This window comes from Rahnella sp. PAMC25617 (genome assembly GCF_050606005.1).
GTDB classification, from domain to species: Bacteria; Pseudomonadota; Gammaproteobacteria; order Enterobacterales; family Enterobacteriaceae; genus Rahnella; species Rahnella variigena.
This window is the reverse complement of the sequence record NZ_JBOCUM010000012.1, coordinates 205640-220346: the sequence shown is the minus strand read 5'-3', so window position 1 is coordinate 220346 and position 14707 is coordinate 205640. Positions and strand designations below refer to the sequence as shown.

The following is a 14707-nucleotide window of genomic DNA, read 5'->3' as shown; positions in this document are numbered from 1 at the left end:
TGTCTCCGAACCGACAGAACCTAATTTTATGACTGCACGTTTAATTCTGGCCAAAGGCCGTGAAAAATCACTTCTCCGCCGCCATCCGTGGGTATTTTCCGGCGCGGTACACCGTGTCGAAGGCAAAGCCAATTCCGGCGAGACTATAGATATTGTAGACAGTCAGGGAAAATGGCTGGCACGCGGTGCCTATTCACCGTCTTCTCAGATCCGTGCGCGTGTCTGGACGTTCAAGCAAGACGAAGATATCGACATTGAATTCTTTATCCGCCGTCTGCAACAAGCGCAAAACTGGCGCGATTATATCGCTAAGCGCGACGGGCTGGACGGTTACCGCCTGATTGCAGGTGAATCCGACTGTCTGCCGGGCATCACCATCGATCGCTTCCAGAATTTCCTGGTGCTGCAACTGCTGTCAGCGGGTGCCGAATATCAGCGTGCGCCGCTGATTGCTGCCCTGCAACATTGCTATCCGGAATGCGCAATCTGGGACCGTTCAGACGTCGCCGTGCGTAAAAAAGAAGGCCTGGAACTGACTCAGGGACATGTGGTCGGCGATGAGCCGCCTGCCCTGCTACCAATTCAGGAACACGGCATGAGCCTGCTGGTGGATATCAAGGAAGGCCACAAAACCGGCTTCTACCTCGATCAGCGCGACAGCCGTCTTGCCGCACGTAACTATGCTGCAGGCCGTAACGTTCTGAACTGTTTCTCTTACACCGGCGCGTTTGCGGTATCTGCGCTGATGGGCGGCTGTACGAAAGTCACTAACGTGGATACCTCTCAGGCAGCGCTTGACGTGGCACGTCAGAACGTGGAACTGAACAAGCTGGATCTGTCGAAAGCCGAATTCGTGCGTGAAGACGTTTTCCAGCTGTTGCGTAAATACCGCACCGAAGGCCAGCACTTCGACATGATCGTAATGGATCCGCCGAAATTCGTTGAGAACAAAAACCAGCTGGCGAGCGCCTGTCGTGGCTACAAAGATATCAATATGCTGGCGCTGCAACTGCTTCGCCCGGGCGGTATCCTGCTGAGCTTCTCCTGTTCCGGCTTGCTGCCAACAGATTTGTTCCAGAAAATTCTGGCCGATGCCGCACTCGATGCAGGACGCGAAATTCAGTTCGTTGAGCAATTCCGTCAGGCCGCCGATCATCCGGTGACCGGCGCCTATCCGGAAGGCTTGTATCTGAAAGGTTTCGCCTGCCTGGTGATGAACTGAAAAGAGTCTGACAGACTAAGCGCGGCGTGCTGTACTGACGACACGCCGTCGAATTTTTAGCAGAATGAGCGGTCATAACTTGAAATAGCGCGTTTTATCTCCATATAGAGATCAATGAATTATTTTGGGAGGTGACTATGATTGCCAGTAAATTCGGTATCGGCCAGCAGGTTCGCCACAGACTGTTAGGTTACTTAGGTGTGGTGATTGATGTCGATGCAGAGTATTCGCTCGAAAAGCCCGGTGTCGACGATGTCGCCGCTGATGACTCCATGCGCACCGCTCCCTGGTATCATGTGGTGATGGAAGATGAAGAAGGCCAGCCGGTTCATACCTATCTGGCAGAGATTCAGATTGATCACGAAGCCGCGCGTTTTCATCCGGAGCAAACGTCTCTGGATGACCTGGCTGAATCAGTCCGCAGACAGCTGATGGCGCCACGCCTGCGTAACTAAGTCTGCTCCTGCGGCACACTCTTAAAATTAAAAACCGGCTTCGATGGCCGGTTTTTTTTATTGCTAAATTTCTTTGCTGATTAAAGATGGCGGTTACTTTTCCATCCCCAGACGCGGGATTTCGATTTTTGGACAACGATCCATCACGACTTTTAATCCGGCCTCTTTTGCCAGTACGGCAGCCTGTTCATTGATAATGTCTAACTGAAGCCACAGCACTTTGGCTTTAATGGCAATCGCCTCCTGCGCCACGCCATACGCGGCATCGACATTACGAAATACATCGACCATATCTACCGGATGCGGAATTTCTGCCAGTGAACCATAGGCTTTTTGCCCCAGTAACTCCTTGCCTGCCAGTTTCGGGCTGACCGGGATCACCTCATAGCCCTGAGAAAGCAGATACGCCATCACGCCATAGCTTGGACGCCCCGGATTGTCACTCGCACCGACCAGTGCGATAGTTTTCACTTCTTCAAGAATCTTGCGAATATCATTATCTTGCACGGGATTATCTCCTTTTACCTGTATTCGTTAAGTGTAACGCAGGCTGGCTATTCCGACAGCCCGTGGATCAAAAAGGCGACTTGCCTCACCTTGCTCGTGTTAATTAAAAACATTTTGTAAAACTTTGACACATTATCGCCATTGCTGAATAATAGACGATGAGCAATTTGGTATTTGGGGAGGGAAGAATGAAAGTCTGTCATGCGCTGGTCGCATTAGCGAGTCTCAGCCTGATGGCGTCAGCTTCGGCGACCTCACTCAAATTGTCTCCGGATGTTGACGTTCTGGTGATCGACGGCAAACAAATGTCTGGCGCTATTCTGAAAGGTGCGGACAGTCTGGAACTCGACGGCGGTCAGCATCAGATCCTGTTTCAGGTCAGCAAGAATCTTCGCGCCGGCTTGATGCCGATGTATCACTCCCCTGCGCTTATTGTGACGTTCAACGCTAAAAGCAGTCGTTCCGTTTCTTTCGTTTTGCCCAAACTGAGCAACGAAACCGAAGCAGCGCAATTTAATAAGCAAATGAACTATCAGCTGGTTGATGATCAGGGTCGCCAAATACCGACGCAGCGTGATGTGCTGAATATGTTTAATCCCGGACACACCTCGGACGCTGAAAAATTGATGGTCACGTACAATTTGTCCGGCGCGCGTGCAGCCGTACCTTTGTTCGCGAAAGGCTTCACGGATAAAAAAACGGCACTGGCTCAGGAAACACCGTCGAAAATTTCAATCACTTATCTCCATCCGCTATGGACACGACTGGCTGCTAACGCCAGCTTCGAACAATTTCTGCTCTGGTTTAAGCTGCCAGGTGAACAGGAACGGACGTCGTAACTTAACCTGCATCACGCAATCTCTCTGTAAACACTGAATTATCGCCCCCGCCCTTTGCAGTAAAACGGACTTTCAGTATTCTGTGATCCACTCTTACTTTCGCGTGGAAGGGAATTTGATGGAATACACGACCCGTACGATCGCAAAACAAAAACACATTGCTCTGGTCGCGCATGACCATTGTAAAAACACCCTGATGAAATGGGTCGACAAAAACGTCGCCGAACTTTCCAAACATGTTCTCTACGCTACCGGCACCACCGGTAATCTGGTACAGCGTAATACCGGCATCAATGTAAAAAGTATGCTGAGCGGCCCGATGGGTGGCGATCAGCAGGTTGGCGCGATGATTGCCGAAGGCAAAATCGATTTGCTGATTTTTCTGTGGGATCCGCTGAATGCGGTTCCGCATGACCCCGATGTGAAAGCCCTGCTGCGTCTGGCAACGGTGTGGAATATTCCGGTAGCGACCAATGTGGCGACAGCGGATTTCCTGATCAATTCCCCGTTATTCCAGTCTGAAGTCGATATTGTGATTCCCGACTATCAGCGCTATTTATGGTCGCGCCTGAAAGAGTGATTTAAATTCTCGCGCTGATAAATGCAGTAAGCATCAAAGCAAAAAAGAAAACCCGGCGATTGCCGGGTTTTCTCGTTTCAGGGTTTACGCTGCACCGGTACGCCAATATCTTCCAGTTGTTCCACAAATACTGACGGACGCTGTTTATCCTGCATCAGCCAGACCTGATGCTTCGCCCGCGTCATGGCCACATACAGTAAACGCCGCTCTTCAGCATCCATAAAGTCTTCGGGTTTCGGAAGCAGGACTTCTTCCAGAAGGGATTCGCGCGCCGCCGCCGGGAAACCGTCGCTCCCTTCATGCAGCCCGACGATAATCACATATTCCGCCTGTTGCCCTTTACTGGCGTGAATGGTCATAAATTCCAGATTGAGTTTTGGCCAGCGCGTTGCCGCCTTCTCGAGAATTTGCGGACGCAGATGGTGATAGCGCGCCAGTACCAGAATCCTCTCGTCGGCTGTGACATATCCGCTGAGTTTATCCAGCAGTTTTTCCATCTGGTCCTCAGGCAGGATCACGACATTCTTCTTATTACCTTTGGTCAGACTGTTCAGCGGTTTTTTCAGCTGATGAGGGTTTTGCTGGACGAACTTATTAGCAATCTCACCGATACGATCGTTGAACCGGTATGTGGTATCCAGCGCACATTGCGCCCCTTCGCCAAAGTTTGTCGCAAAGGCAGTGGTAAGCGAAAGCTCGGCGCCACTGAAACGGTAAATCGCCTGCCAGTCGTCCCCGACCGCAAATAAACTGGTGTGTTTGTTGAGCTTGCGTAATGCCGAGAGCAGCAATGCGCGCTGTGGAGAAATATCCTGAAATTCATCCACCAGAATATGCTTCCACGGGCTGACAAAGCGGCCTTTTTCCAGAATATTCACCGCCTGATGGATGAGCCCAGAGAAATCTACCGCGCCCTCATCTTTGAGCGCGGTTTTCCAGGCTTTCATCAGCGGCGCCATCAGGCGAATGCGTTTCGTGAACAGGTCTCTGACTTCTTCCGGCGCACTTTCAATCATTTCTGTCTGACTGCCGCCGTGCATCCGCATCAGGCTGAGCCAGCGTTCGAGGCGGCTACCGAGACGTTCTGCCAGCGATTTATTTTTCCAGTAATCGCCGTCAGGAACCGTCCATTCCAGCTCATCGGTCATCCACTGCCGCCAGCCGCTGGCCTGGACTTTTTTCTCCGCACACTGTTGCTGCCAGGTTTTGATCAGCAGCGAGCGACGCGCTTTAGCATCCGTTTCGAGTTTGCTTATCTTCGGCGCTTTTTTGCTCCCTTCCTGAATAATTTGTAACGCCAGCGCATGGAAGGTTTTGGCTTTAATCCCGTCAGTGTGCAGCCGTTCTTTAATACGAGTATTCATTTCATCCGCAGCCTGACGCCCGAAAGCCAGCAGAAGTATTTGCTCAGGAATTGCTTCCTGACGACGCAACAACCAGCCAGCACGCGCCACCAGCACGGATGTTTTACCGCTACCGGCACCGGCCAGCACCAGAACGGAGTCCTCACCATTGACCACGGCGCGACACTGACTTTCGTTAAGCGGCGAAACCTCAACGGTATCGAAAAAATCGCGATTATCCGCAATGACCCGATCGGTCCAGGCGAGATTACGTTGCGTGACGCTGCGCTTACCTTGCTCCAGCCAGCGCAGGCAGGTCTGGTAATCATCACGGCAATTGTCAAAATCATTAAGGCGTTCGACGGGCACCGGAACCGCAGAAAAGGCTTCCTGAATATCTTTTTGTACATCGGCTAAATCAGCTCGTTTGAACCATTTATCCTGCTGCTCAATCTGCGTGATTTTTTCGATTTGTCCGTGCAATACCCCCGCGCTAACCCCGCTCATTTCCTGACTCCAGGTCTGCCAGATATTAAGGAGGTACTGATAAAACCGCTGAGTTTCCTGCCATTCGGTACCATGAAGACGGACGACTTTCTGTTCCGGCAATTCAAATTCCAGCTCACCCCAGACAATGCCGCGCTTACATCGGATCTGGATAAGCTGATTAAAAGGGATCAGGTAGTGATGTTTATCGCCACTGACTTCAACGCCCGCATTAAGCAGACGCACCCGGTTGTACGGATGCTGCGCCAGATGTTTCCCGAATGAGGTCGATTTCAATTCCATATCATCACACCGTATTTTCTCTAAAATTCCTGACGGAAAGGTAATGTTTATAATTTTACATGCAAGTGTATTTAAGAGTTTACCTTTGATAAGCGCAGGCGATCCACGTTCCAAAACAGGGTAGAATAAGAGGTATGTTTCCTTTTGGGAAACATGAATTCTTTTAACTTTTCATATCTTCGGGAAGAGCAGACATGCGCACAGTTCTCAATATTCTCAACTTTGTTTTAGGTGGTTTCTTTACCACTCTCGCCTGGCTATTTGCCACGCTGGTGAGCATCGTACTGATCTTTACCCTGCCCCTCACCCGCTCTTGCTGGGAGATCACCCGTCTGTCTTTGATGCCATTTGGCAACGAAGCCGTACATGTTGATGAATTGTATCCTGAAAAACGCAATGCGCTGATGTCCGGCGGTGGTACTCTGTTGAATATATTCTGGTTTATTTTCTTCGGCTGGTGGTTATGCTTGTCCCACATCATGGCGGGTATCGCTCAATGTATCAGTATTATCGGCATTCCGGTGGGCATCGCGAATTTTAAAATCGCCGTTATCGCACTGTGGCCGGTCGGACGCCGGGTGGTTTCCGTCGAGCTCGCCAGACAAGTTCGTGAAGCGAATGCCAGCCGTCTGATGAAAGATGGACGCATTCGCTGATTTTCATCATTTTTGATTTTTAAGGTGGGGTTTTTTAGTGCTTTCGATTGCACCGGGCTTAAGGCGTTACGCCTATAACAGCAATGTTCTTTATCACATCAGGATTTTCATTGCTCTGGCAGGCGCGGCCGCCGTTCCATGGTGGCTGGGTGAGATTACGCTGACCATTCCCCTGACGCTCGGTGTCGTCGCCGCCGCGCTGGCTGATCTTGACGATCGTCTTGCCGGCAGGCTGCGCAATTTGCTGATTACGCTGGTATGCTTTTTTATCGCTTCAGCGTCGATCGAATTACTTTTCCCCTATCCCTGGCTATTTGCGCCGGGACTGATGCTTTCCACCTGCGGGTTTATTTTGCTCGGCGCACTCGGCCAGCGTTATGCCACTATTGCTTTTGGCGCGCTGCTGATCGCCATCTATACCATGCTTGGTACGAGCATGTATCACATCTGGTATCAGCAACCACTGCTCCTGCTGGCCGGTGCCATCTGGTATAACCTGCTGACGCTGGCGGGGCATATTATCTTTCCCATCCGGCCATTGCAGGATCAGATTTCACGCTGCTTCACACAACTCGCGGCGTATCTGGAAGCCAAAGCGACCTTGTTCGACCCCGATCAGGAAGACAATAATCAGCAACTGGTTGAGCTGGCGATGGCTAACGGACAGCTGGTTTCCACGCTTAATCAGACTAAAAATACGCTGCAAACCCGTCTGAAGGGTGACCGTGGTCAGAAAGGGACACGCAGAACTCTGCATTATTATTTCGTGGTGCAGGATATTCACGAACGCGCCAGTTCATCACATGTGAAGTATCTAAAGCTGAGTGAACAATTCCATCACAGTGACATTCTGTTCCGTTTCCAGCGGCTGATGAGTATGCAAGCCCGGGCCTGTTTGCAGCTGTCACAATGCATTTTATATCGTCAGAAATATCAGCATAACAGCCAATTTGAGCGGGCGTTTGCGCGGCTGGAAGAAGCATTGAAACGTCTGGAATCTCAGGGCGAGCATCGTGAAATGTTGCAGGCGTTGCGCCATCTTTTACGCAATCTGCACGCCATTGATGCACAACTGGCCAATATTGAATCCGAACAGTCACTGCCTGAGAATAATGAAACCGGGAAAAACACGTTTGCCGAAGATCGCCTGACGGGAGTTGATGATATCTGGCTGCGTATATCGCGGCACTTCACGCCGCAGTCAGTATTATTCCGCCATGCGGTGCGTATGTCAGTCGTTCTGTTTGTCGGTTACGTGTTTCTTCAGGTCAGTGGTTTACATCATGGCTACTGGATATTGCTCACCAGTTTGTTTGTCTGTCAACCGAACTACAGCGCCACACGCCGCAGGCTGGCGTTAAGGATTATCGGCACTCTTGCCGGTATCGCGCTGGGTATTCCGATACTGTACTTCGTGCCTTCGATTGACGGACAAATGATCCTGATCGTTATCAGCGGTTTATTATTCTTCGCCTTTCGCACTGTGCAATATGCGCAGGCAACGATGTTTATTACCCTGCTGGTGTTGTTGTGTTTCAACTTGCTGGGAGAGGGTTTTGAAATCGCCATACCCCGCGTCATCGATACGCTGATTGGGTGTGGTATTGCCTGGGCGGCAGTGACATTTATCTGGCCGGACTGGAAATTCAGGCAAATCGACCGCGTTGTCAGCAAAACTTTCGATGCCAACTGCCGCTACCTTGACGCAATTTTGGTGCAATACCATCAGGGAAAAGACAACAGTCTCGATTATCGTCTGGCACGCCGTGATGCGCATAACTGTGATGCGGAACTGGCGTCAGTTGTTTCGAATATGAGTTCGGAGAAGAATAACGACACAACGACCGTGGATGCCGCATTCCGCTTGCTGTGCCTCAACCATACGATGCTGAGCTATATTTCTGCGCTCGGCGCACATCGTGAAAAGCTTGAAGATGCTGAAACCCTGAGCTTGCTGGATGATGCAGTGTGCTGCGTGGACGGGGCTCTGCACCATCTGCCTGCTGAATCCGGGCGTATTCAGCAGGCTCTTGAAAATCTCAGTGCCCGCATTCAGATGAGAACCACGGATTCGGACAGTAAAGAACAGCTTGTATTGCAACAAATTGGATTACTGGTGGCTCATTTACCTGAACTCACCAGTCTTAACAGTAAAATCCTGCCTGCTCATAACCCGGTCTGACGACCCGCAGCCGTCATGTGCTGCGGGTTAGTGCGTCATCGGATACTTTTCTTGCTGATGGTTGAACCAGTGAGTTAAAAACTCTCTGGACGCCGTTGGCAAGGCTGCTTCATGAAACCCCAAAATTGCGCCTTCCAGTGCCATCAGCAAATTAATGCCCAAATTCTTTTTTTTTATTGCACACAATTTCAGGTATGCCCCGCACGCACCTTGCATCCGAAGGTCCCCCGAATTTTCGATACCGACTTGCCACAGCATCCGCTCAAGAGCCAGCGAGAGATTGGGTAAGTCTTTCAAACGTGATGCTTCACTGTTTTTCTTTGCTTCAATTTCACGACGCATCCCTTTGATAGAAACTCTCGCCAGTCTCAGCAAAATATGGGGATCACTCCATTGCTCATGACTGACTTTGAAATAGCGTAAATGCACATCCATCCCGCGCTTGCGGTAGATCAGACGTTCCATTTTTTTCCGGCAAAAGTGACCTTCTGTATCATCATTCGCCCTCAGGAATAATTCTCCGTCAGACACCAGACCAAACATGGCTCGATCGGCCGATAAACTGAATCCGCCAAACTGCGTTCGCGAGCGTATATTGCCCAGTGGGGCAAACAGTTCCAGACATTCAAGTACTCTTTTTTTTGATTTATTTATCATTGCGTTATCCTTTTCACATTCATTCCTGACTTCCAATTTGAATTACCAGAACCGCTAAATGCAAAATACGCAATGTCGTGAATGGCAACAAACATAAAATGCAGTTGCAGTGTGTTGCCTTCAAAATTTGCGAGATGTCTTGGAAAAATTGGGTTGATCTTTGCCCATCGCCAGAGTACTGTACATCCATACAGTAACTCACTGGGGTACATCTCTATGCGAACTCAACACCATACAAATCATCATTTTAGTCAGCTTGCTTTGCCCGTTTCCCGTGCACAGGTAAATACGTCTGCATCCTTGAATAATGGTCTGATCACTGAGTTCGTCTATAGTGCGAGCCAACCTGCTTTTGCCCAGTTACTGCTGCCTCTGCTGCAACATCTCGGTATGCAATCACGGTGGTTGTTGTGGCTGACACCACAACAAAAATTGAGCCGTCACTGGTTATCAGAGTCCGGGCTACCGGTGGATAAAATGGTTCAGGTGAATCAGATCACTGCGATGTCTACTGTCGATGCCATGGAAAAAGCATTGCAAACGGGTAACTACAGTGTCGTGCTTGGATGGTTGCCAGATTTGAATGATGCAGAGAGGGAAAGATTACAAATTGCTGCCCGTCAGGGGGGAGCTTACGGCTTCATCATGAAGCCAACAAATGAACAGAATTCAGCTAGTGGACATCACTCAACAGTAAAAATTCACTCTTCTGTATACCATTAGTTCAAAATAGGAATGTTCCTACGAAAATAATGGGGAACTTAGTGATTTGTGCTGAGAAAGCTCCGGAACCCAGTAAAAACGGGCTTCCTGAATGTAGATTGTCTTCAAAAATTGTCAGTAATTGGTCAAAGCCGTTAAGAAATGTGTACGTTTTTCCCTTTTTTTCCACGGTGTTAACACATCAAGCTTGTAAGTTTCGCGCCACGTTGTAGACTTTACAACGCCAAGGTTGCTCAATAATGCCAACGTAAAGTGGCAAGTTCTGAAATGAAGCAATAATCTTGGCGTAAGGATTTTAACCAAGGGCTTAAAAAGCTTAAAGCTCAATTGCCTATTTGGATGATAACGAGGCGCAAAATGAAAAAGACAGCTATCGCATTAGCAGTGGCACTGGCAGGTTTCGCTACCGTAGCGCAAGCCGCCCCTAAAGATAACACCTGGTATACCGGTGGTAAATTGGGCTGGTCCCAATACCATGACACTGGTTTCGCAAATGCTTACGAAGGTATCGGCAACGGCCCTACCCACGAGAGCCAACTGGGTGCAGGTGCGTTCTTGGGTTACCAAGCGAACCAATACCTGGGCTTTGAAATGGGATATGACTGGCTTGGCCGTATGCCTTACAAAGGCAGCGTAAACAATGGCGCGTTCAAAGCACAAGGCGTTCAGCTGGCTGCTAAACTGAGCTACCCACTGACTGACGATCTGGACATCTATACCCGTCTGGGTGGTATGGTTTGGCGTGCAGACGCTAAAGGTAACTTCGACAATGGCGCAGCTGGCCGCGTAAGCGATCACGACACTGGTGTTTCTCCACTGGCAGCCGTTGGTCTTGAATACGCCGTGACCAAAAACTGGGCTACCCGTCTGGATTACCAGTGGGTTAACAACATCGGTGACGCTGCTACTGTTGGCGCACGTCCTGATAACGGCATGCTGGCTGTGGGTGTTTCTTACCGTTTCGGTCAAGAAGAAGCTGCTCCAGTTGTTGCTCCGGCACCAGCACCAGCTCCAGTTGTTGAGACTAAGAAATTCACTCTGAAATCTGACGTTCTCTTCAACTTCAACAAAGCAACTCTGAAACCAGAAGGCCAACAGGCTCTGGATCAGCTGTACAGCCAGTTGAGCTCAATCGATCCTAAAGACGGTTCTGTTATCGTTCTGGGTTACACCGACCGTATCGGTTCAGAACAATACAACCAGAAACTGTCTGAGCAACGTGCTCAGAGCGTAGTAGATTACCTGGTATCTAAAGGTATCCCTGCTAACAAGATCTCTGCACAAGGCCAGGGTAAATCTAACCCAGTTACCGGTTCTACCTGTGACTCCGTTAAAGGCCGTGCTGCTCTGATCGACTGCCTGGCACCAGACCGTCGTGTAGAAATCGAAGTTAAAGGCTACAAAGATACTGTTACTCAGCCACAGGCTTAATAACACTCTTTAGCTTTTGCTACAGATATCAAAAACCCCGCCTCGGCGGGGTTTTTTTATGTCTTCAGTCAGTGAAGTGAAATGTTTCTTTTTATGAAAAGTCAGTGAAATGCCTTCTGATGAGAAAGTCTGTAAAGAATTCGGGGAAGGAAAAAGAGAGACTCAGCTCTCTTTTTTACCGAGGATTTGTTCCAGGTCTTCTTTAAGTGAAGACATCTGATTTGCGTACTTCTCTTTACGTTCCGCATCTTCAAGCAACTGAATGATCGTATCAGACAATGTTGCTCCGCGCCTTTGCGCCAGTCCAGCCAGTCGCTGCCAGACAAGAAATTCCAGGTCAATGGACTTCTTACGCGTATGCTGATGTTCAGCATTAAAATGACGCTTACGGCGGGCACGGATGGTTTGTTTTAGCCGATTTTCCAGCGACGGATTCATATTATTAACGATCCAATCCGTCACCTTAACAGGCTCGTTTTCCAGCCTGAGAAGTTGATTCACGGATTCTTCAGCAGCGCTGTTTTCCAAATGACGAGTAATCCGCTCACCTTCCCGGTGTTTTTTCACCAGATACTTCCATTTCCAACCGCTTTCGAGATTTTCCAGTTGCTGATATTTCATCGTGAACTCTTCGGTGACCACGTAACTTTACTAAGCATAACAGCTTTAATTCAATTTTCACCCCAAATAAACCCGCTTATTTTGCCTGTTTTTTAAGCACCCGTTCAGCAATGTGCGCTAAGAGCATTTGTGCTGCGACTCTCATTGTATGCAGCCGGATTTATTCTTGTATAATCGCTCTTTCCCTTTTTATAGAAAACAGCTAACACATTGACCAATAACCGACTTGACTGGCAGCTTTTACTGCCCGATACCGCGCCTTACGAGGCAATTTTTGCAACGGCTTCCCAGTTAGCCCCTGTCGATTTCGCAGGCACTCAGCCCCGGCTGGAAAATGGTTTAACGCTGTTTTGTCATCCCCGTTCCCGTGCGCGTTTTATGACGCTCAAAGCGCAGGAAAATCGCGAGTACTTGTCACGCATCGCTGATGTGGTCAGCAATCTGCTGCCGGAACAAACTGAAGTTATTGGCAACCGCTATCATATTGACGGTAATAAGGTGGCGCTGCTGGCGGCTAAATCTTCAGAAGATACCTTCGCTGCAAGTTTTACCTGCCAGTACCGCGAATGGATTGAGCCGGAACAATTGTTTGGCTGTGTTCGCCTGTTTAAGGATCAGATTCAACTCGAACCGGGTCTGGTTCATCAGGTCAATGGCGGTGTTTTAGTGCTGTCTATCCGCACACTCATCGCTCAGCCACTGATGTGGTTGCGACTTAAGCAAATGATCACTGAAGGCCAGTATCACTGGGTATCTCCGGATGAGACAAAACCGTTGCCAGTGACGGTTCCTCCGATGCCGCTGGATCTGCGTCTGATTCTGGTAGGAGATCGCTTGTCGCTGGGCGACCTCAGCGATATGGAACCGGAGCTGATGGATTCTGCCATCTATGGCGAATTTGAAGCGGACCTGCCACTGACCGAAGAAAGTGACATGGAAACCTGGTGTGGTTACGTTAACACGCTGGCCGATGAGCTTGAGATCCCGCGTCTTGCTGCCGATGCCTGGCCTGAGTTTCTGAAAATTGCCATTCGCCACAGCACCGATCAGGGAAGCCTGACGCTCGATCCGGTCTGGCTGAATACTCAGCTCAGTGAAGCCGCGCTTTACAATGAAGACGAGTTGCTCAGTGCCACATCTCTTGAAGCGGCCGCGAATGCACGTGCATGGCGCGAAAGCTACCTGCAGGAACGTATGCAGGACGAAATTGAGCTTGGGCAAATCCGTATTGAAACCGAAGGTGAAGTCGTCGGACAGATTAACGGCCTTTCCGTTCTGGAATATCCGGGTCATCCGCGCGCTTTAGGTGAACCTTCACGTATTAGTTGTGTCGTACACACCGGCGACGGCGAATTTACCGACGTTGAACGCAAAGCTGAATTAGGCGGTAATCTGCATGCCAAAGGCATGATGATTATGCAGGCCTTTTTGATTTCCGAGTTAGAACTCGACCAGCCTCTGCCCTTCTCCGCTTCGATTGTGTTTGAGCAGTCTTACGGAGAAGTGGACGGCGACAGCGCATCTCTCGCTGAACTCTGCGCACTCATCAGTGCGTTGTCGATGCAGCCGATTAACCAGCAAATTGCGGTCACCGGCTCTGTCGATCAGTTTGGGAATGTGCAACCCATTGGTGGCGTGAATGAGAAAATCGAAGGTTTCTTCGAGGTTTGTCAGCGTCGCGGTTTGACCGGTAAGCAAGGGGTCATTCTGCCAACCAGCAACGTGCGTAACCTTTGCCTGCATCCGCAGGTTGTAGACGCCGTTCGCGAAGGCCAGTTTCACTTATGGGCAGTTGATAACGCAGCCGAAGCGCTGCCTATCCTGACCGGACTGATTTACACAAACGAAGAAGAAGCTGAAGAAGAGCGTCCGAGCCTGCTGGGATTAATTCAGCAGCGTATTGCGCTGGTCACATCGCAAGGTGGCCCTCGCTACCCGTGGCCTCTTCGCTGGTTGAACTGGTTCAGCCGCAGCTGATCGGAGTTGTTCGGCTTACAGCTGTAAGCTAAGCTTCGCCCTTCATTAAAATAAGGCTTACATAGAACATGGTAGATAAACGCGATTCCTATACGAAAGAAGACCTCGTAGCTTCTGGCCGCAGTGAACTGTTTGGCGCTGGCGGTCCTCCATTACCATCAGGCAATATGCTGATGATGGATCGCATCGTTAAGATGCAAGAAGATGGCGGCACCCATGGCAAAGGTTATGTTGAAGCTGAGTTAGATATCAATCCTGACCTGTGGTTCTTCGGCTGTCACTTTATTGGTGATCCGGTTATGCCAGGCTGTCTGGGTCTGGACGCAATGTGGCAGTTAGTCGGTTTCTATCTGGGCTGGCTCGGTGGCGAAGGCAAAGGCCGCGCACTGGGTGTAGGTGAAGTTAAATTCACCGGTCAGGTGTTGCCAACTGCAAAACTGGTTACATACCGCCTGAATTTCAAACGTGTTATCAACCGTAAACTGATCATGGGCGTCGCTGATGGTGAAGTTCTGGTTGATGGTGTGGTGATTTACACTGCAACTGACCTGAAAGTGGGTCTGTTCAAAGACGCCGCTGCTTTCTAAGAAAGCCGCATTGCTGAGTCTGATAAAACGGTGAGCCTGATGGCTCGCCGTTTTTTATGCGCATTTTTCAGCGCAGATGATAATAATGATGTTTCTTACGAACAAAAACCTCCGCGCGCAGCGGAGGTTGTTCCTTAT

Annotated in this window: 14 protein-coding genes; 10 read left to right on the top strand and 4 right to left on the bottom strand. The window is 49.8% G+C overall.

The window, feature by feature from the left end:
* The first annotated feature begins 28 nt into the window (after positions 1-28).
* Positions 29-1222 (top strand): 23S rRNA (cytosine(1962)-C(5))-methyltransferase RlmI, encoded by a 1194-nt coding sequence (gene rlmI, locus ACM615_RS15955; protein WP_431012161.1) that lies wholly within the window; start codon positions 29-31, stop codon positions 1220-1222.
* A 137-nt stretch (positions 1223-1359) separates the two neighbouring features.
* The gene (gene hspQ, locus ACM615_RS15950; protein ID WP_159281027.1) at positions 1360-1677 is read left to right on the top strand and encodes a heat shock protein HspQ; all 318 of its coding nucleotides are present in this window, start codon (positions 1360-1362) and stop codon (positions 1675-1677) included.
* A gap of 93 nt (positions 1678-1770) precedes the next feature.
* Here hspQ and ACM615_RS15945 read toward each other — a convergent pair whose 3' ends face one another.
* Positions 1771-2184: a CoA-binding protein gene (locus tag ACM615_RS15945; RefSeq protein WP_120506888.1), complete on the bottom strand. Its 414-nt coding sequence runs from the start codon at positions 2182-2184 to the stop codon at positions 1771-1773.
* A gap of 188 nt (positions 2185-2372) precedes the next feature.
* Here ACM615_RS15945 and ACM615_RS15940 point away from each other — a divergent pair, with 188 nt between their 5' ends.
* On the top strand, positions 2373-3023 hold the full coding sequence (locus tag ACM615_RS15940) for a YccT family protein (RefSeq protein ID WP_112287390.1): 651 nt from the start codon (positions 2373-2375) through the stop codon (positions 3021-3023).
* Between the two features lie 118 nt (positions 3024-3141).
* Complete coding sequence (gene mgsA, locus ACM615_RS15935) at positions 3142-3603, top strand: methylglyoxal synthase (protein WP_112287389.1); 462 nt, start codon at positions 3142-3144, stop codon at positions 3601-3603.
* 77 nt (positions 3604-3680) lie between these two features.
* Here the strand turns inward: mgsA and helD are convergent, their stop codons facing one another.
* The gene (gene helD, locus ACM615_RS15930; protein ID WP_431012160.1) at positions 3681-5735 is read right to left on the bottom strand and encodes a DNA helicase IV; all 2055 of its coding nucleotides are present in this window, start codon (positions 5733-5735) and stop codon (positions 3681-3683) included.
* A gap of 194 nt (positions 5736-5929) precedes the next feature.
* Between helD and ACM615_RS15925 the strand changes: the two genes are divergently transcribed.
* Together ACM615_RS15925 and yccS are read left to right on the top strand one after the other, a co-directional pair.
* Entirely contained in the window at positions 5930-6391 is a 462-nt protein-coding gene (locus ACM615_RS15925) for a YccF domain-containing protein (protein WP_112287387.1), read from the top strand.
* Between the two features lie 37 nt (positions 6392-6428).
* Entirely contained in the window at positions 6429-8573 is a 2145-nt protein-coding gene (gene yccS, locus ACM615_RS15920; protein WP_431012159.1) for a YccS family putative transporter, read from the top strand.
* A gap of 27 nt (positions 8574-8600) precedes the next feature.
* Here yccS and ACM615_RS15915 read toward each other — a convergent pair whose 3' ends face one another.
* The gene (locus ACM615_RS15915) at positions 8601-9230 is read right to left on the bottom strand and encodes a TfoX/Sxy family DNA transformation protein (RefSeq protein ID WP_120161272.1); all 630 of its coding nucleotides are present in this window, start codon (positions 9228-9230) and stop codon (positions 8601-8603) included.
* 216 nt (positions 9231-9446) lie between these two features.
* Here ACM615_RS15915 and sulA point away from each other — a divergent pair, with 216 nt between their 5' ends.
* Both sulA and ompA read left to right on the top strand, forming a co-directional pair.
* Entirely contained in the window at positions 9447-9953 is a 507-nt protein-coding gene (sulA, locus tag ACM615_RS15910; RefSeq protein WP_120161270.1) for an SOS-induced cell division inhibitor SulA, read from the top strand.
* A 357-nt stretch (positions 9954-10310) separates the two neighbouring features.
* Positions 10311-11384 (top strand): porin OmpA, encoded by a 1074-nt coding sequence (ompA, locus tag ACM615_RS15905; RefSeq protein ID WP_112287383.1) that lies wholly within the window; start codon positions 10311-10313, stop codon positions 11382-11384.
* A gap of 162 nt (positions 11385-11546) precedes the next feature.
* Here ompA and matP read toward each other — a convergent pair whose 3' ends face one another.
* Positions 11547-12005 carry a macrodomain Ter protein MatP gene (gene matP, locus ACM615_RS15900; RefSeq protein WP_112287382.1) on the bottom strand — a complete coding sequence of 153 codons (459 nt, stop codon included), beginning with the start codon at positions 12003-12005 and terminating at the stop codon, positions 11547-11549.
* A 210-nt stretch (positions 12006-12215) separates the two neighbouring features.
* Here matP and ACM615_RS15895 point away from each other — a divergent pair, with 210 nt between their 5' ends.
* Positions 12216-13982, top strand: coding sequence for an AAA family ATPase (locus ACM615_RS15895; RefSeq protein WP_431012158.1), 1767 nt, complete (start codon positions 12216-12218; stop codon positions 13980-13982).
* Between the two features lie 68 nt (positions 13983-14050).
* Positions 14051-14569 carry a bifunctional 3-hydroxydecanoyl-ACP dehydratase/trans-2-decenoyl-ACP isomerase gene (gene fabA, locus ACM615_RS15890; RefSeq protein WP_013574872.1) on the top strand — a complete coding sequence of 173 codons (519 nt, stop codon included), beginning with the start codon at positions 14051-14053 and terminating at the stop codon, positions 14567-14569.
* Positions 14570-14707: the final 138 nt, after the last annotated feature.